Source organism: Paenibacillus sp. Y951 (assembly GCF_056786395.1).
In genome coordinates this window covers 106,932-125,458 of record NZ_JBXCIY010000012.1, presented here as the reverse complement: position 1 = coordinate 125,458, position 18,527 = coordinate 106,932, and the positions used below count along the sequence as shown (strand labels likewise).

The 18,527-nt window shown below is 36.6% G+C and carries 19 protein-coding genes; 18 read left to right on the top strand and 1 reads right to left on the bottom strand.

The window, feature by feature from the left end:
* Window positions 1–4: 4 nt before the first annotated feature.
* The 14 genes from AC1TPB_RS17145 (at window position 5) to AC1TPB_RS17080 (ending at window position 11,619) form a co-directional block, all read left to right on the top strand.
* Window positions 5–1,009 (top strand): XkdQ/YqbQ family protein, encoded by a 1,005-nt coding sequence (locus AC1TPB_RS17145; RefSeq protein ID WP_482077615.1) that lies wholly within the window; start codon window positions 5–7, stop codon window positions 1,007–1,009.
* Window positions 1,006–1,356: a DUF2577 family protein gene (locus AC1TPB_RS17140; RefSeq protein WP_482077614.1), complete on the top strand. Its 351-nt coding sequence runs from the start codon at window positions 1,006–1,008 to the stop codon at window positions 1,354–1,356. Before AC1TPB_RS17145 ends, AC1TPB_RS17140 begins: the two co-directional genes overlap by 4 nt.
* The gene (locus AC1TPB_RS17135; RefSeq protein ID WP_482077613.1) at window positions 1,353–1,784 is read left to right on the top strand and encodes a DUF2634 domain-containing protein; all 432 of its coding nucleotides are present in this window, start codon (window positions 1,353–1,355) and stop codon (window positions 1,782–1,784) included. Before AC1TPB_RS17140 ends, AC1TPB_RS17135 begins: the two co-directional genes overlap by 4 nt.
* Complete coding sequence (locus tag AC1TPB_RS17130; RefSeq protein ID WP_482077612.1) at window positions 1,784–2,839, top strand: baseplate J/gp47 family protein; 1,056 nt, start codon at window positions 1,784–1,786, stop codon at window positions 2,837–2,839. Before AC1TPB_RS17135 ends, AC1TPB_RS17130 begins: the two co-directional genes overlap by 1 nt.
* Window positions 2,829–3,365 (top strand): putative phage tail protein, encoded by a 537-nt coding sequence (locus AC1TPB_RS17125; RefSeq protein ID WP_482077611.1) that lies wholly within the window; start codon window positions 2,829–2,831, stop codon window positions 3,363–3,365. The genes AC1TPB_RS17130 and AC1TPB_RS17125 overlap by 11 nt, the downstream gene beginning before the upstream one ends.
* Before the next feature lie 12 nt (window positions 3,366–3,377).
* The gene (locus AC1TPB_RS17120) at window positions 3,378–4,973 is read left to right on the top strand and encodes a hypothetical protein (protein WP_482077610.1); all 1,596 of its coding nucleotides are present in this window, start codon (window positions 3,378–3,380) and stop codon (window positions 4,971–4,973) included.
* Between the two features lie 85 nt (window positions 4,974–5,058).
* The gene (locus tag AC1TPB_RS17115; protein ID WP_482077609.1) at window positions 5,059–6,162 is read left to right on the top strand and encodes an acyltransferase family protein; all 1,104 of its coding nucleotides are present in this window, start codon (window positions 5,059–5,061) and stop codon (window positions 6,160–6,162) included.
* Window positions 6,163–6,271: 109 nt separating this feature from the next.
* The gene (locus tag AC1TPB_RS17110) at window positions 6,272–6,736 is read left to right on the top strand and encodes a VanZ family protein (RefSeq protein ID WP_482077661.1); all 465 of its coding nucleotides are present in this window, start codon (window positions 6,272–6,274) and stop codon (window positions 6,734–6,736) included.
* 84 nt (window positions 6,737–6,820) lie between these two features.
* Window positions 6,821–7,120, top strand: a complete 300-nt coding sequence (locus AC1TPB_RS17105) for a hypothetical protein (RefSeq protein ID WP_482077608.1) — start codon at window positions 6,821–6,823, stop codon at window positions 7,118–7,120.
* 23 nt (window positions 7,121–7,143) lie between these two features.
* The gene (locus AC1TPB_RS17100) at window positions 7,144–7,449 is read left to right on the top strand and encodes a phage holin family protein (RefSeq protein WP_482077607.1); all 306 of its coding nucleotides are present in this window, start codon (window positions 7,144–7,146) and stop codon (window positions 7,447–7,449) included.
* 373 nt (window positions 7,450–7,822) lie between these two features.
* A complete protein-coding gene (locus tag AC1TPB_RS17095) occupies window positions 7,823–8,410 on the top strand; it encodes a hypothetical protein (protein ID WP_482077606.1) in 588 nt (195 codons plus the stop codon).
* A 46-nt stretch (window positions 8,411–8,456) separates the two neighbouring features.
* Window positions 8,457–8,720, top strand: coding sequence for a hypothetical protein (locus tag AC1TPB_RS17090; RefSeq protein ID WP_482077605.1), 264 nt, complete (start codon window positions 8,457–8,459; stop codon window positions 8,718–8,720).
* 191 nt (window positions 8,721–8,911) lie between these two features.
* Complete coding sequence (locus AC1TPB_RS17085) at window positions 8,912–9,724, top strand: N-acetylmuramoyl-L-alanine amidase family protein (protein WP_482077604.1); 813 nt, start codon at window positions 8,912–8,914, stop codon at window positions 9,722–9,724.
* Between the two features lie 137 nt (window positions 9,725–9,861).
* Window positions 9,862–11,619 (top strand): recombinase family protein, encoded by a 1,758-nt coding sequence (locus AC1TPB_RS17080; protein ID WP_482077603.1) that lies wholly within the window; start codon window positions 9,862–9,864, stop codon window positions 11,617–11,619.
* Here the strand turns inward: AC1TPB_RS17080 and AC1TPB_RS17075 are convergent.
* Window positions 11,588–12,475, bottom strand: coding sequence for a magnesium chelatase domain-containing protein (locus AC1TPB_RS17075; protein WP_482077602.1), 888 nt, complete (start codon window positions 12,473–12,475; stop codon window positions 11,588–11,590). The genes AC1TPB_RS17080 and AC1TPB_RS17075 overlap by 32 nt on opposite strands.
* A gap of 436 nt (window positions 12,476–12,911) precedes the next feature.
* Here AC1TPB_RS17075 and sucC point away from each other — a divergent pair, with 436 nt between their 5' ends.
* The 4 genes from sucC to topA all read left to right on the top strand — a co-directional run bounded on the left by sucC (window position 12,912) and on the right by topA (window position 18,491).
* Window positions 12,912–14,072: an ADP-forming succinate--CoA ligase subunit beta gene (gene sucC, locus AC1TPB_RS17070; protein WP_482077601.1), complete on the top strand. Its 1,161-nt coding sequence runs from the start codon at window positions 12,912–12,914 to the stop codon at window positions 14,070–14,072.
* Window positions 14,073–14,123: 51 nt separating this feature from the next.
* Complete coding sequence (sucD, locus tag AC1TPB_RS17065; protein ID WP_482077600.1) at window positions 14,124–15,056, top strand: succinate--CoA ligase subunit alpha; 933 nt, start codon at window positions 14,124–14,126, stop codon at window positions 15,054–15,056.
* Window positions 15,057–15,241: 185 nt separating this feature from the next.
* Window positions 15,242–16,366, top strand: a complete 1,125-nt coding sequence (gene dprA / locus AC1TPB_RS17060; protein WP_482077599.1) for a DNA-processing protein DprA — start codon at window positions 15,242–15,244, stop codon at window positions 16,364–16,366.
* Between the two features lie 28 nt (window positions 16,367–16,394).
* Entirely contained in the window at window positions 16,395–18,491 is a 2,097-nt protein-coding gene (topA, locus tag AC1TPB_RS17055; RefSeq protein WP_482077598.1) for a type I DNA topoisomerase, read from the top strand.
* Window positions 18,492–18,527: the final 36 nt, after the last annotated feature.

Here is an 18,527-nt window from a genome sequence, read left to right as displayed (position 1 = left end):
CTTTATGTATAAGATATTACTAATTAAAAACGATGGAACAAAATCATATGATATTACGCCTATAATGTCAGGGATATCATGGGATTCAGATATGAGTATGTATTGTCCATGCGAATTTGAAATCGCATACCATGATATGCCACAACACTTTCCGAAGAATCCATGTGAATTGGGGGATGTTATTGTTCTCACAAAAGATAATGAAGAAATACATAGATGGATTTTAGTCACTGAAGGACAATCAGGTAGAGATACTATCAAATATACTGGATATGATTATGCTTGGTACTTAGGAAAGTCTACTAGTGTATACCAGTTTAATCGTATTCCAGCGTCTCAGGCGATTACTAAAGTACTAACCGATTTCGGTATGCTAATAGGCAATGTGCCAACGATGAGTACAATTATTGATGATATATATATCAAGCAGTCTCCAGCTTATATCATTCAAGAAATTTGGAAAAAGCATGAAGCATTTTCTGGAAAGAAATACACTGTTGAGATGCGTAAAGGTCATATTTACATTGATGAGCAAAAGAGCTTACTCATTAAAGGTACATTCAAGCAAGCAGATAATTTGACTAATCATGATGTAATGGATTTTGTGATTGCAGCAGACAAAACACGATCAATTGAGAATATGAGAAATCGAATTAAGATTCTTATTGAAGGTGAAAACGATTCATATGAAGTCGTAACATCATCACAAGATGAAAAGTTGATTAGAAAATATGGCTTAGTTGAAGAAACGTTTACAGTAGATGCAGAGGATAAGGCAAAGGCAAGGGAAGTAGCTCGTATATTGTTACAGCGACTAGGTAAAGTGCATGAGACTAACACGATATCTTTAATGGGTGATCCTGCATTTCGAGGTGGATATTTGATTGACATTAATGAAGAGGTAACAGGAATGAATGGTCGCTATGTTATCCAATCTGTTAAGCATACTATTGCTAATCAGATTCATATGATGGACGTTGAATTAGTATTGCCAGAGGAAGTGAAATGATGAGTAGTGATGAGAGATTAGCGGATTTAATAGTAGAACTTTACAAAAAGAGTAATCTACGATCAACGCATGTTAGATTAGCTGAAGTTATTGGTGTTTCTCCTATTCGTATTAGATGGGGAGAAGGCATTATCATTGAGCATGAAAAGCTGATTATCCCACAGATTTACAGTGATGGGTACGACATACCGTATAGTTATCGCTACATGAATACAGTTGGTAGTCTCATTGAAGAAACAAGAGAAATGAAGCTTAAAATTGATCTAGCGATAGGCGATATGGTTACTGTTGCACCTGATGAGCATTGGAAACGTTGGCATATCATCGATAAGGTTGTGATTAAATGAGTCTCCCTTCAATAGTAGATTTGGAATTTGAATTAGAAGAAATTATGGAACAAACACAGATTATACATAAAGAATTTGCCTTTGATTTTGATAGAGGTGACTTTATTCTAATGGATGGAAACTTAGTAATAATAGAAGGTATTGAGTATCTTAAAACGTGGATACAACACATATTGCGTTCTAAACGTGGAACGCTACTATATAAAGAAAGTAATTATGGATCGGAGTATCAGCAATTAATTGGACAAAGGCTTCCAACATCTATGTTTATGAGCGAACTAGAACGGATGATTAGAGAGACATTATTGCAAAATAACACAATCAATGACATAGAAAATTTTAATATTGAACGTATTAAATCGAAGCTGATTGTATCATTCGATGTATTAAGCGATTACGGAACAATAAAGGAAAGTGTGGTGATATAATGCCAGCAAAAGATATGTTAGAAAGGATGCTCAATAGAATACCCAACACGCTACCTAAACATGAAGGTAGCTTTTTTAATGATGTATTAGCCTCTGTTGCCAATGAGTTAGCAGAAGTTGAAACAGAGATAAACGAAGGCAAAACTAAAATTAGTATAGAAAATTTGTCAAGTGATGAGTTAACTCAGAGAATCTATGAGCGATCAGGACTAGAGCGCAAGCAAGCTACATATGCTGTCGGTCAGGTTACAGTAACTGGAACAGGAATAATTAATATTGGTGATGCGTTCGAAACGCAATCAGGAACTCGGTTTAAGTCAATTGAGACTAAAACAATATTAACCAATGGCACAGTTAACATTGAAGCAGTTACAAGCGGTAATATTGGTAACGTTCCAGCAGGTTCTATTAATCTATTCCCTGTGACAATCTCAGGGTTTACCGCAGTAACTAACAATAATCTTACTAGTGACGGATTTGAAGAGGAATCAGATGCTGATTATCTAAAGCGATATTATGACAAAGTACGCTCACCTGCAACAAGCAACAATGTATCTCATTTTATCTCATGGGCAAATAGTGTTAGCGGTGTAGGAGATTCTCGTATTATTCCAACTTGGAACGGTGTGAATACAGTCAAAGTAATCATTATCAATGCAGATAAGCAGCCAGCTTCTCAAACAATCATCGATAATGTTAAAGCTTATATTGATCCATCCGATGGATTAGGCGAAGGTCAAGCAAGTGCTGGTTCAATTCTTACTGTAGTGTCTGCAACTGGATTGCCAATTAATATTGATGTAGATATCACAATATCAAATGGATACGATCAAGTTGTAGTTGAAGCGACAATTATAAATAACTTAACTAATTTACTTAAAAATATCGCCTTTGATGATCATATTGTTTCTTATGCTAAAGTTGGTTCAACGATCCTAAACAGTGAAGGAGTTAGTGACTACAGCAACCTGTTGATAAATGGCGATACGGCTAATATAAGTATTGCTTTTGATGAAGTTGCAGTTGTTGGGACGGTGATTATTAATGTCTCATGATTTGATAAAATGGTTACAAAAATATAAGCAAAACAGCACAATCTATCAGACCTTATTTAATGCTATCAAACCAGAGCTAGATGCTTTAGATAGTAAATTGATTGATTTTATTAAGCAATTATCTGTAGAGACAGCCACATGGGGATTAGCGATATACGAGGCTGAACTAGACGTGCCGATTAACAATACAAACAAACCATTGCCAGAGCGTAGAAGCGTCATTATAGCTAAAATGAGAGGTCAAGGTAATTTCGATGCGACACTTGTTAAAAACATCGTTTCCTCGTGGCAAGGTGGTACAGTTGATGTTGCTTTTAATAACGGCATTATTGAAATTAAATTTACCGATGTATTAGGTGTACCCATGAGTATAGATGATATACAAACAAGAATAGATGAAGTTAAACCTGCGCATTTAGATGTGGAGTACTCATATAGATACAATCAATATCAACATCTGACAACTTACACTTATGATTACTTGAAACAATTTACGCATGAACAAATATATTCATCAAGTTTATAAAGGAGCGGAAAAATGAAACACACGACAAATTATAATTTAAATAAACCAGATGGCACTGATAATTATAACATTCAACATGATAATGGCAATATGGATACAATTGATATTGCTTTGAACGAAAATAAAGAAGCTATACTATCACAGACTACTGAATTTGATACTTTTAAGAATGACACAACGTCGCAGTTGGCGGATATTGCGATAGATATAAAAAACTTTGGTGCGATCGAAGGAGGTATATTTGACTCGTATATTGCAATACAGGAAGCGAATGAATACTGCACGCAGAATAACAAAAAATTATTTGCAATAGGAACATATAAAATAACCAATACTATCTCAATCACATGTGATGCAGATTTATCAGGAGCTAGTTTTATATATACTGGGGATAGATTAGCCATACAGATTGGAACAGAAGAAGATAGGTTAAAAGCAAAAACAATTCTACTTCCAAATGTTTATAAGGGAAATCGTGTATGGCAAGATGATGTTGGTATAAAAATTATAAATTTATTTGAATCACAAGTAAATATTGCGAAAATTACTAATTTTGGAGTCGGCCTGTTAATGACTGCGTATGGAACTGGTAATGTATACAATGAAATAACAATAAAACATCTAGAAAACAATAAAGTTAACTTATTAATTAAGCCTGGTAATATAACTGGATGGGTGAACGAAAACCTGTTCATAGGAGGCCGATTCAGCCATTTTAGTGATTCTGGTGAAGATGTATTGGGAGCATGTCATGTGAAAATTGATATGTTCGACCCGAACGGATACATGCCAAATAATAATCTGTTTTTAAAACCAAGTATGGAGGGTTTAACACCGTACTACACCGCTGACATTTTAGGCAATAACAATACGTTTTTACAAGGGAGATATGAAGGGACAACAAATGATGGCGCACGAAGGAGGGTAATATTTCGATCCTCTACTATTCATAAATCAAGAGAAAATACATTTTTGTACGGATACGGTCTTAGAGTTTTGCAAGTTGAGCAAGAAGAAGGAGCGACATGGAACTCAATTGTTTCTAACAATAAAACAATTCAAGTTGGTTCTGAGTCAAGGGCTTTGCAAACTCTTCAAAACCGATATGGAACAAACTCAGCGATACTAAGAATAGTCGGCCTAAATGACGATGCTTTTGACCAAGGCACAGCTAATTTTGTATGGCAAGTAACCGAAAATAATTCGGAAATGAAAAAAGATACAGATATTTTTCCTCGAATTAGGATTTCACATACCTTAGGTAGAATATCTTTTGGCGATGGAACCGGAGAACCCTCTCTAAATATGAACTATCATTCGAGAGGTTTAGTTTTAAATGGCTTGTACATTTCCAAAAGTGAGTGGGATGAAAATGTACTTTCTATTGGAAACAATAGAATTTGGATAGACAGTAACGGTATTATTCGAACAAAAAATAGTGCCCCAACATCTACTACAGATGGGGAGCAGTTAGGAATAAAAACTGGATTTACCACAGGAAGACCGACTAATCCAAGAACAGGGGATATATATGTAGACATAAATCTAAAGAAAATAATATGGTGGGAGGGAACAAATTGGTTAGATGCTATGGGGGTAATAGTGTAAAACTTCAAAAAAATATAGACAATCTTCACTTTGTAGATGATAATTTAATAATTAGTATAAATTATTAAATTAAGGGGTCTATAAAGTGAAAAGGTATGAAGAATTAGATGCAATGCGAGGCATAGCTGCTCTGACTGTTGTTTTTTCTCACATGATCTTAATGTTAAATGAATTTCCAAAAATGTTGAATTTCACACCGTTTCGTTTCTTTTGGGCAGGTAATGAAGCGGTTATTTTCTTTTTTATCTTGAGCGGATTTGTCTTGTCTTTGCCTTTTTTTAATGGTAAAAACAGTACCTACCCGGTATATATCAAAAAACGTATTATAAGGATTTACTTACCGTACCTAGTATCGTTGGTTGTCACTTTTTCGATTTACTTGATTTTATTTAGAGGTGGAATTGAGGGAATTACAAATTGGTTAGGCGAAAAGTGGACTGAGCCTTTAACGTTAGAAACTGTCCTGCAGCATATGTTATTAATTGGGAACTTCAACACAAGCGGTATTAATCCTGTGGTTTGGTCTTTAACCCAGGAAATGAGGATATCAATAATTTTTCCATTTCTTATTCTACTAATAATTAGATTCAAACCGATATCGCTATTAATTATTGGCTTGATTTTAAGTAGTATAACAGGATTGAATTATGTTTTTGATTTAGAAAAATCATTAGGTTGGCAAAATTCATTTTTAGATACTCTAAATTTCATATCAATGTTTATCATCGGCGCTTTACTTGCCAAGTACAGAGAAATAATGATTACGGTTTTTAATAAACTGACTGTAAAGAAAAAAATGTTTCTTGTTATTTTAGGGATTTTAGCTTACACCTACTCGAAAGCTGTTCGAATCATACCAACAGATTTTATGATGGTTGTCGAGGATTGGGGTGTTGCTTTAGGTGTTTGTATCTTCATAATAGTGGCTCTCTCTTCTCGAAGAATTTCGAAGGTTCTCAGAAGTAAATTTATTATTTTCAATGGAAAAATTTCTTACAGTTTATATTTATACCATTGCGTAGTACTAATAGTTATTAGCCACTTACTAAGCGGAATTGTTTCTATGACTATCGTTTTTTTGATATCTTTATTAATTACTTACCTTGTTGCTTATCTTTCCTGGCGCTTTGTAGAACAGCCAAGCATTCTATTGGGTAGAAAGGTGAAAATTCCCAAAAAGAAATTGTGAGAGAAGTTGCATAGTGGGGCCGCAGTGCGTAATAGTGTAATATAGTATGTATTAATGTGTACTGATAATCATTTATGGATGTAGTGAATTAGAGTTGGATTTATTCGTAATGTTCTGCAATACTGAAAACACTCATTTAGAAAGTATGGTTAGTTTAATGCGGACGGTTTTGATTATTTTATGGGGAATTATATTATTCATTTTTACTTGTGCGTCCAATTCTCAATTTTGGAAAGCTGGTGAGATGCCAGTGTTTCACTGGTCATCAAATCCTAACTTTCACGAACTTACCAATGCAGCTTTAATCTACTCTTCTCGATTTATTGTTCAGAAGATTGGACATTTTTTAGGTTTTGCCATGCTAGTGATCTTGTTATACTGGCATAATAAAAGCGTAATCAGTAGTATTTTAATTTCGGTTATATTTGCTGTTCTCACTGAGTTCTTACAGCTATATTTTGGACGTGACGGAAGAATATACGATGTTCTCATTGATTCAGCGGGGGTTTTATTCGGAATACTAGTTACGAAGATACTGCACAGGCTTTATCGCGGAATGAGCTACGTCAAATAAGGACCAAACTGCGACACAGAGGGCATTCATTATGAGTGCTCTTTTTTGTCGTGAAAATTTTAAGAAAGGGAGAGTGATAGAAATATGGAACTATCAACTGTAATCGTTATTGTAGGACTACTAGGAACAATTAGTGGTATTGCATTGGGTTGGTTAGGTAAAGCAAAGCAAACTAAAAGTGAAGCTCATAACGATGGCAAGAGGGATGCATCTCTTGATCTAGGTATCGAATATATCAAACGTGGAGTGGATGACTTACGTGTTGACTATAAATTACAAGGGCAAAAATATGATGAAAAGTTTGAAAAGTATTCTGAACGAATTGTAATCGTAGAGGAGTCTAATAAATCAGCACATAAGCGGATTGATGCATTAGAAAAATAATTCACAGAAAAGGAGATTATAAAATGGAGTTTTTATTGGATAGTCAAGTGTATCAATATTTAGTGCAATATATTAGTGGTGGAATGTTGATCGTAATACCTGCTTTAGTATTCATTGGATATTTGCTTAAGGATACACCAAAAGTACCTACGTGGTTAGTACCGTATATTTTAATTGTATTAGGTATTATTGCAGGAGTCGTTATTCTACCTGTTGTAGCTGAAGGTGTTATTCAAGGCGTATTAGTAGCAGCAGTAGCAGTTCTATCACATCAATTGTACAAGCAGTGGATGGAGAAGAATAAAGGAATAGACACTGGTTTAAGATAGAGTCTATTTGAGCAATCAAGATAGAAGCACAGACAACAAATGGTGTGATAGCAGTATTCAACGAAGTTGATTGGGTTATTGTAAGAGGCGCTATATTGCTTGTTACAGTTATGAGTTTGCTAACGAGCGTTGCTGGATTACTGAAGCACCCAAAAAATAGAGTGAATATATCAAGATATATGTCGGCAAACTCATCGGTTTTATATTCATCTTTAAAAATGGAGTTTCTGTCTCAAGTCGAACATCGTCCTTCTCAAGTAGAAAATATCTATCTTTAAACAGAGTTTTATGGTAAAATTTATATAAGGAAGCCCCTCGTGGGCGGTCTTCGTGGAATATATTCTTAGCAATAATTTATTACGGAGGTAAAGTATTGAGTGAGATTAGATCATTAGATAATTTTGAGTTAACAGAAATGGAGATTGAAACATTTTCATCTGTAACAACCAGTGATGGAATAACATTCACGATTCAAACTGAGGATGTAATCAATTTAACAGAAGAGCAATTTAATACCTTGACAGCAACCGTACTCCGTAGAAAAGCAGAATATATTCGTAAAGATGGAGTTGATATAGCTTCACTTACACAGGATCAAACTAATTCGATACTCAAGGAAATTCAGAATAGAGTTAACATGTCTAATGACCCTCTCGGAGAAAATTTGATTGTAATATCTGAACACATACAAGATGATCACGCTTCAAATCCTGATGTATTAAGAAAACGTGGATGGTACAGAGATCGGATTCAAGAAGTATATGATGACATCGTAAGCGTCATACGAAAATCGCAGAGTGTAAGAAAGGCTAAACTAAGTTTTCAACCTAGATTGGAAACTACTTTACCAAAATTCACATTTACTGTAATCGGACTAAAAGTAGATGGGAATAAAGGTGAGGTTTCGATAGCGTTCATCGAAGATCATAATAATTTTGTTTTAGCAGTAACTATTATATAAGGTATATTCTTTTGGTTTATTACATATACTATAAGGAGGGACTAACATGGACTACAGCGCAACAATTGATCGTAAGGAGACTATAATGACTACAGTTAAAGCAAAATGTATGTGTGGAGCAGGAGCAAACTTACACTATAAAGCTAAACTAGGTCGAGTGGGAGATAAAAAAGTTACAGTTTTTAATGTCCCAGTTTACTCTTGCGAGAATTGTGGGTTTAGTTTTATTAATGGTTCCGATAGTAAGAAGTTTGCAAGATATGTTGATGAAGCAGTAAATGAAGGTTTAACGGAAATTAAATTTAAGTAAACTATGCTGATAATTAACTACTTAGTAAAGACCACATTTCCTATTAGGATTTGTGGTCTTTTAGCGTTGTCCGTTTCCAATTTTCCAAATTACTAATCGATTTGTAATTTGGAAATGAGTTAATGTGGACAAAATTGTCCACATTGAACTAAGCGCAACTTTGCGCCCAATCGAAAGGAGAAGGTTTTACTTTGACACGAAAATATCTAATTGCTCTTGATGACGGGCATGGGATGGAGACAGCAGGAAAAAGAACTCCAGTGTTTCCATCAGGACATAAGTATGCAGGACAACACATGAAAGAGAATCACTTTAATAAAGAAGTTGTTCGATTGCTTAATGCACATTTAATTGGATGTGGTTTTGAAACATTACTTACAGCCCCAACAGACAGTGATACACCGTTGACAACTAGAACAAAACTTGCAAACAATACACTTAAGAATTCATTTAATCGTTCCGCAGACATTATAATTAGTGTTCATGCTAACGCTTTTACTGGTCAATGGGGTGCAGCCAATGGCATTGAAACTCTTTGGACTAAGCGAACAGATGAGAAACTTGCAAAGATTATACATAAACATTTAGTAAAGGGAACTCCGCTGAGAGATCGTGGTGTTAAATCTGCAAATTTACACATGACAAGGGAATCGAATATGCCAGCGTGTTTAGTAGAATGTGCATTCATGGATGAGTTAAAAGAAGCTGAATTACTTATGTCACAATCATATCGTGAAGAGTGTGCTCTAGAGATTGCTATAGGTATATGTGAATACTTTGGAGTTGATTATGTGAGTGAAAATAGTAGCGATGTAAAGGATGATGTAGAGATGAATGAGTTACTAAAACGAATAGAAGCATTAGAAAAAGATTTGGAATTAATATATCCTCCTAAATGGTTCGTATCGGAGTTTGGAGCTGAATTTATCAATAAAACAATCAGTAATCCAAAGATGACTGCTGAAGGATGGCGAACAGTTGCTATTGCATTGAGAGTTAGTTGATTCTCTGTATTAATACAGGCTCATTGGTCAAATTGTGATTAGTGAGCCTGTGTATGTATAAATTGTATTGAATGTAAGCAAGGAGTATGGTATATTTATAACAAATACGTCGTTAAATTGTAGGGTGGAGGTATTTGATGAGAGCCGTATTCTATGCAAGGGTATCAACTGATAGTGAAGATCAGAAGAACTCAATAGTTAATCAGATGGAATTTTTCGAGAAATATATTAAGGAAGAAGGATATAAAAAAGTAGACTGTGGGGTCTTATACCGTAGAGATAAGACGTTTAGTGTTTTATCAGGTGGATATGCAGATGAAGGTATTAGTGGTAAGTCAGTTAAAAAGCGTGAAGCGTTTAAGCAAATGATGATTGATGCTAAAGCTAAAAAATTTGATATTATCATAACAAAAAGTGTATCTCGATTTGCTAGAAATGTGGAAGATACTGCTAGAGTAATTAAAGATTTGAAAGAGCTAGATATTGGTGTTTATTTCTTAGATTTGAAAGTTAGCTCATTAGATAACTCTAAGGAGTTTATGATTAACCTATTTTCTTCATTAGCTCAAGAAGACTCAAATAACAAGTCTTATATTACTCAATTTGGCATCAGGAAAGCACAGCAAGCGGGAAAATTCACTGGTCATGCACCATTTGGCTATAATATTGTAGATGGTTATCTAGTTATTAATGAACAAGAAGCTGAGATTGTTAAGCAAATTTATCACAAGTACTATCATGAGAGCAACGGTACAGGAAAGATAGTTCGTTACCTCAACGCTCAGAATATACATACTAAAAAGGGTAAACTGTGGAGTCAGACACAAATATCACGCATACTAGACAATACTATATACAAAGGGTTACAAATACAGCATATGACACAGGTTGTTGATGTTAATAGAGATAAACGCATAGCAATCGATGAGGAGGACTGGATTAAGCATCAGTTAGATGAGCTGATTATAATAGATAGTGAGTTGTTTTCTTTAGTACAAATAGAGAAACAGAAGCGCTTAAAACAATTTGGTCATATCTCTCATCACGAAGACAAGTATGCAGATGATGAAGGGAATCCAATCATTAAAACTAAGAGGATAAATGTAACTGGAAGACATAGTAATCAACATGTACTCAGTAATCTTCTCTATTGTTTCAACTGTGGCTCATCTATGAAGAGAAAGAAACGTAAGGCTTATGTAAGAAAAGATGGCACAAGTAAAGACTTAGGATATGAGTGGCGTTGTACTCAGAATGACATGTATGGTAGCGCAAAATGCAAATATAATAATAGTCATCCTGAGGAGTATCTATTAACCTTTATTAAAGGTGAGGTTGCTAAGTTTAAGAAAGAGAATCACAAGATAACTTTAGACAACTACATCTACACTTATATTAATAATGAAAATGAAGAACAAGAGAAGTCAGATGTTGAAGACACAATAGAAAAGTTGAATAAAAAAATTAAACTAATATTTGAGCTGTTAAGTGAAGGCATTATTGAAAAAGAGGAGTTTGGTATTAAGAATAAAGAATTACAGTCTGAGTTGAGGGAAGCCAAGTCTGAAAAAGATAAGCTGTTGACTATAGACAAGCAAATTGAAGAAGCTAAGTTAAAGTTTGATCAATTTGTTAAGTATATAGAACTCTTTGACGAAAACAACATTACTAACGCAAATTTAAGGAAGATTATTACCTGTATAAATGCCTACACCTTTGATATGACAATTGATCATCCTGACATTGATCCAAATAATCCAAAAGTTATTAACATTGAATGGAGCTTTATTGATAAAGTTGAATCACAGATATATGAGGATATGGCACAGAAAGACATTAAAAAATATAATCTTGGTGGCTCAACTACTGAAGAATTATCTTCACCCTATTTGTAACAGTAGCGACTGAAATAGAATGATGCGGAGAACGGAATGGCGGAGCGCTAATGAAGCCAGCGGTGTTCGGTAATAATTTACCTGCAACACTGTAAATTTTGGTAACTTCAAGTGCTTCAGCTTCTTGTAGCGGTGGCATAATACTTGGTAATCGCCGGATCAACATCGTTTTACCAACGCCGGGAGGACCCGATACAATAATATTATGGCGCCCTGCAGCTGCAATTAATAATGCACGCTTTGCTTCTTGTTGTCCTACCACATCACTAATATCAATATCTTGCTTATGGATTCCAGTAGATGAAGCTAGACTTCGTTCTTGCTCATGCAAAGCTAGTAATTCTGCAGATGGTATATAATTAATGTTCTCTAATTCTCGTAAATTAGTAATGGGACATAGCCGCAGTCCAGAAATAAGTGAAGCTTCATCAGTATTGAAACGAGGCAGTATGATTTGTGTAATACCTGCTGCCTTGGCATATTCAAGCATAGCAAGAATGCCGTGTACTGGTCTGATATGTCCGTCGAGCGATAATTCACCGACAACTAATGTTGCTGCTAGTTCGCATTTAATTTGCTTTGATGCTTTCAGTATGCCTGCGGCAATAGCTAGATCTAGCCCAGCACCTTCTTTTCTAAGATCAGCAGGTGCGAGATTGATCGTTATTCTTTCTAAAGGAAACTGATAATTACTATTGCGAATAGCTGATCTAACGCGCTCGACCGATTCCCGGATCGCGGAGTCTGGTAATCCGACCACGCTGATTTGCGGAATTCCGCTTGTAATATCGACTTCGACCGTTATACCGCGTCCATTGACCCCGATAACAATAGCACTAGCAAGCGATGTATACACAAAAAGCACCCCCAATGGTTAGATTGGAGGTGCTTCCTCAAGTTATCTATTAACATAATAATAAGTAGCATATCAGAATTTGTCAATTAAAGGTTAATAGGAAGTCAGGATGCTACTTTTCGCGTAATAGACACAAAAATTTAAGCCCAAGAGCTCAGAATGCGGCGAAACCGCTTATAGAGCTTCAGTTGCAACGAGTATGTTCTAGCTAAATCTAATTAATAAGTAAAAATCATGTAATTATATTATGAAAAATGAATAAGAAATAGCATATAAAGTAAGAAAAATGCACTGATATCAAAAAGAGATCATACTGATAGCAAAATAAGCTCACTCTTTTTTCACAAAGAGAAGCTTATCCTTGAGAAAGATGTTACAATGTAAGCAGTTTCTTTGTACATATTACTGTCATAGTCAGTGAATGGAGGATTTCAACATGAATATCCATGAGTATCAAGGTAAAGCTCTGCTTCAACAATATGGTGTATCCGTTCCCAAAGGGAAAGTAGCTTTCACAGTTGATGAAGCTGTACAAGCTGCGCAAGAGCTAGGGACTTCGGTAATTGTCGTTAAAGCCCAAATTCATGCAGGTGGCCGCGGTAAAGCCGGTGGAGTTAAAGTAGCAAAAAATCTTGACGAAGTTAGAGCTTATGCAAGTGAAATTTTAGGCAAGGTGCTAGTTACTCATCAAACTGGTCCAGAAGGTAAAGAAGTTAAGCGTCTTCTAATTGAAGAAGGCTGTGACATCAAGAAAGAGTACTACGTTGGTGTAGTTCTTGATCGTACGACAGGTCGCGTAACATTTATGGCATCAGAAGAAGGCGGTACTGAGATTGAAGAGGTTGCTGCCAGTAATCCAGAGAAAATTTTCAAAGAAGTGGTTGATCCAGCAATTGGTTTGCAAGCTTTCCAAGCTCGCAAATTAGCATATGCAATCAATATTCCGAACGAGCTAGTTAACAAAGCAGCGAAATTTATGCTAAGTTTATATAGCGCTTTCGTGGAAAAAGATTGCTCTATTGCCGAAATTAACCCTCTAGTTGTAACTGGTGATGGCAATGTTATGGCATTGGATGCGAAATTGAATTTCGATTCCAACGCTTTGTATCGTCACAAAGATATTTTAGAACTTCGCGATCTTGAAGAAGAAGATTCTAAGGAAATTGAAGCTTCCAAGTATGACCTTAGCTATATTGCACTTGATGGCGACATCGGCTGTATGGTTAATGGTGCAGGACTTGCGATGGCGACAATGGATATTATTAAACATTACGGTGGAGACCCGGCTAACTTCCTAGATGTAGGGGGCGGTGCAACTACTGAAAAAGTAACTGAAGCATTCAAAATTATTCTGTCTGATGAAAAAGTTAAAGGTATTTTCGTGAACATTTTTGGCGGCATTATGCGTTGTGATGTTATCGCAAACGGTGTGGTTGAAGCTGCTAAGCAAATCGGCCTAGATCGTCCACTTGTTGTTCGCTTAGAAGGAACGAATGTGGAACTAGGAAAGCAGATTCTTAATGAATCTGGTCTGAATATTGTTGCGGCTGATTCCATGGCAGATGGCGCGCAAAAAATTGTAGCTCTAGTAAAATAGAACTGCATTTCTCGAGTACGTACACGAAAACTTTCAGAGGATGTGAGATAAGTGGCTATTTTGGTTAATAAAGATACAAAAGTTATTACTCAAGGTATCACTGGTGCTACTGGTCTATTCCATGCAAAAGGTGCATTAGACTATGGTACGCAAATGGTTGGCGGCGTAACACCTGGTAAAGGTGGCACGTCAGTTGAGATTACACTTGAGAATGGTGATGTAACTACATTGCCTGTATTTAATACGGTTTCACAAGCTATTGAAGCAACAGGTGCAACAGCATCTGTTATCTACGTACCTCCTGCTTTTGCGGCAGAAGCAATTATTGAAGCTGTCGATGCAGGCGTAGAGCTTGTTATTTGTATTACTGAAGGTATTCCTGTACTTGATATGGTTAATGTAAAACGTTATATGGAAGGTAAAGATTCCGTATTAATCGGACCTAACTGTCCAGGCGTTATTACTCCAGGCGAGTGCAAAATCGGTATTATGCCGGGTTATATTCATACTCCAGGTCATGTAGGGGTAGTGTCTCGTTCTGGAACACTTACTTATGAGGCTGTTCATCAATTAACGACTCGTGGTATTGGTCAATCATCTGCGATTGGTATCGGTGGGGACCCTGTTAAAGGCTCTGAATTTATCGATATTTTGAGTCGCTTTAACGATGATCCTGACACTTATGCAGTTATTATGATCGGTGAAATCGGTGGAACTGCAGAAGAAGAAGCGGCTGAGTGGATCAAAGTGAATATGACGAAGCCAGTAGTAGGTTTCATTGGTGGTGCAACTGCTCCTCCAGGGAAGCGTATGGGACATGCAGGCGCGATTATTTCAGGTGGTAAAGGAACTGCTGCTGAGAAAATCACTACGCTTGAAGCATGTGGAGTTAAAGTAGCTCTTACACCATCGGAGATGGGTTCAACTCTAGTAACTGTACTAGAAGAACAAGGTCTACTTGAAAAATGTACAACTGTGAAATAATGATATAGATATATAAGGCAAGCAGCCTTATCTCTTTCAATTGAAAGGGGTAAGGCTGCTTTTTTTTGTGAAATTTTTAGAAAATTTAAGCAATTTATCGAGCAAGACTTGCAATCTGCCTCTATATTAAGGCACAATATGAGAGTACTAGTGCAAGATCTTGTTCATAGAAAAGGAGTATTTATATGAACAATGATCAATATAAGCACTTTATGATCGAGCTTTCTGAAATCGTAGGTGTTGGTTGGCATACTATGAAGCTAATTATAGATAATGATCTCCATGCGGAAGATGAATGGTCTATTGAACAATTACGGAAGCTTGGCGTAAAGGCACAAATAGCGGAGCGATTACAGCAATTTCGGAGTGGCTATACGTATGAGGAAATTGCAGAGCGTGAAGTTCATCAACAAAAGCATCGTTATCGTTGTATTACGTACTGGGATGAACAATATCCTGAAGCTTTGAAACAAATTGCACAGCCACCTTGGATTCTATATGTACGTGGACGGCTAGAATTGCTTCAGAGGCGATCATTAGCTATTGTTGGCACTAGATATCCTACGAGCTATGGAAAGCAGTGTACAAAGCTTTTCAGTGGACAGTTTGCAGAGCAAGGTTTAACGATTGTAAGTGGTTTTGCCAATGGTGTAGATACGATTGCCCATAAAGCAGCTTTGTCTTACAGTAGTTCAACGATTGCCATATTACCGACAGCAATAACACAATGCTATCCTGCTAATAATTATGAACTATATGAGCGAGTTGGAGAAGAAGGTTTGCTTATTTCTGAAAGTGTACATGCTTCACCTATTCATCCTGGTCAGTTTCATCAGCGTAATCGAATTATAGCCGGATTAAGTCTCGCTTCTATTATAATAGAAGGAGAACGTAAAAGTGGCTCGATGATTACAGCGAGGCATGCACTTGATATGGATCGAGAATTATTTGCTGTACCTGGACCTATTCATTCAACTAAAAGTGAAGGGCCAAACTTTCTTATTCAGAATGGATATGCTAGAATGCTATTGTCCTCACAACAGTTGTTTGAGGAGTTACCATGGTTGAAAGATAATGTGAATAGTCAAAATGCAAATGAAACGAAGCATCAGACGGAGAACAAATTATTAGATGAATTGTCCGAGAATGAAGTTAAAATTGTTACATTGCTGAGAGAAAATTCGCTCTCCATTAATGAAATTTCTAACCTTACTAACATTCCGTTTGGACATTTGAACGTTCTTCTGCTAAATTTATGTATAAAACAATTGATAGAACAACATCCAGGTTCAATATATATTGCACTGTAATTTGTATCTAACAGAGGAGGCACCTCGTATGGCAGATTCGTTAGTCATTGTAGAATCACCCGCCAAAGCCAAAACGATTGGTAAGTATTTAGGTAGTAAATATATTGTAAAAGCGTCTATGGGACATATTCGTGACTTACCTAAAAGTCAAATTGGTGTTGAAGTGGAGAATGATTTTAACCCGAAATACATTACGATTCGCGGTAAAGGTAGTGTATTGAAGGAATTGAAAGATGCAAGTAAAAAAGTGAAAAAAGTCTATCTCGCAGCCGATCCGGATCGCGAAGGAGAAGCGATTGCATGGCATTTGGCTCATTATTTGAATATCGATGAGACGGAACCTTGTCGTGTAGTATTCAATGAAATTACAAAGCAGGCAGTCAAGGATGCTTTCAAGACGCCACGCGCTATTAATATGGACTTAGTGAATGCACAGCAGGCTAGACGTATTCTTGACAGATTAGTAGGTTACAAAATTAGTCCGCTATTGTGGAAAAAAGTAAAAAAAGGGCTTTCAGCTGGACGTGTGCAATCCGTTACTGTGAAGATGATTCTCGATCGAGAGCATGAGATTGATGCTTTTATTCCTGAAGAATATTGGTCGATTACGGCAAAGCTTGAACATCAGAAGCAAAATTTCGAAGCGAAGTTCTATGGTTTGAACGGTAAGAAGAAAGAACTTGCCAATCGGGATGATGTAGATGAAGTGCTGAATGTGATGACAGCTGATCAGTTTACTGTAGCTGAAGTGAAAGAGAAAGAGCGCTTAAGAAATCCTTCACCACCGTTTATCACGAGTTCATTGCAACAGGAAGCGGCCCGTAAGCTTGGTTTCCGAGCTTCTAAGACGATGAGTGTTGCACAACAACTTTACGAAGGTGTGGAGCTTGGTAAGGAAGGTACAGTCGGTTTGATTACGTATATGAGAACGGATTCTACTCGTATCTCTCCAATCGCTCAAGAAGAGGCACGCGAATACGTGACTAACAAATACGGTGCTACATTCATGCCGGATGAGCCAAGGCAGTATTTGAAGAAAAATAGCAATGCCCAAGATGCCCATGAAGCGATTCGACCTACTTCGATCCTTCGTGATCCAGAGACGATGAAGCCTTTCTTATCACGTGATCAATTTAGATTATACAAACTCGTATGGGATCGTTTTGCTGCAAGTCAGATGTCTTCAGCTGTGTTAGATACGATGACCGTTGATTTTAATAGTGGTTCAGCAACGTTCCGTGCAACAGGCTCTAAAATTAAATTCGCAGGCTTTATGAAAGTATATGTGGAAGGTAATGATGATGATACGGTAGAAGAGTACACTTTTCTACCTGCTCTAGCTGTTGGAGACAAGCTTGCACCAGAAGTGATTGATCCGAAGCAGCATTTTACGCAACCACCTCCAAGATATACGGAAGCGCGATTGGTTAAAACGTTGGAAGAATTGGGGATTGGTCGTCCTAGTACGTACGCTCCTACATTAGAAACAGTCCAAAAGCGTGGCTACGTGGTAATGGAGGAGAAAAAGTTCTTCCCTACGGAACTAGGCGAATTAGTCATTCAATTGATGGAAGAGTTTTTCCCTGAAATTTTGAATGTCGAGTTCACTGCCAATATGGAAGGTAATCTTGACCATGTAGAAGAAGGAACGGAAGATTGGATCAAAATATTAGCTGACTTTTATGAAACTTTTGAGAAGCGATTAGAAGTGGCAGAAGAAGAAATGAAAGAAATTGAAATTCAAGATGAAGTATCCGAAGAAATATGTGAGAAATGTGGTAAGTTTTTAGTATATAAAATGGGACGATTTGGACGATTTTTAGCTTGTTCTGGATTCCCGGATTGTAGAAATACGAAACCAATCGTGAAAGATATAGGGATTACATGTCCGAAATGTAATAAAGGACATATTGTCGAGAGACGGAGCAAAAAGGGAAGAATCTTCTTCGGCTGTGTCACCTATCCAGAGTGCGATTATGTTTCTTGGGATAAACCAACGAATAAACCTTGTCCCAATTGCAACGAGGTGGTTGTCGAAAAACGTAATCGAAGCGGTGCTAAATTGCAATGTGTCAGTTGTGATTTCACGGAAGAAATTATCGAAGATGAGAACGACGAACTATAATATCGTTATGTATATGTAACGTCATTGTCCTCCCAT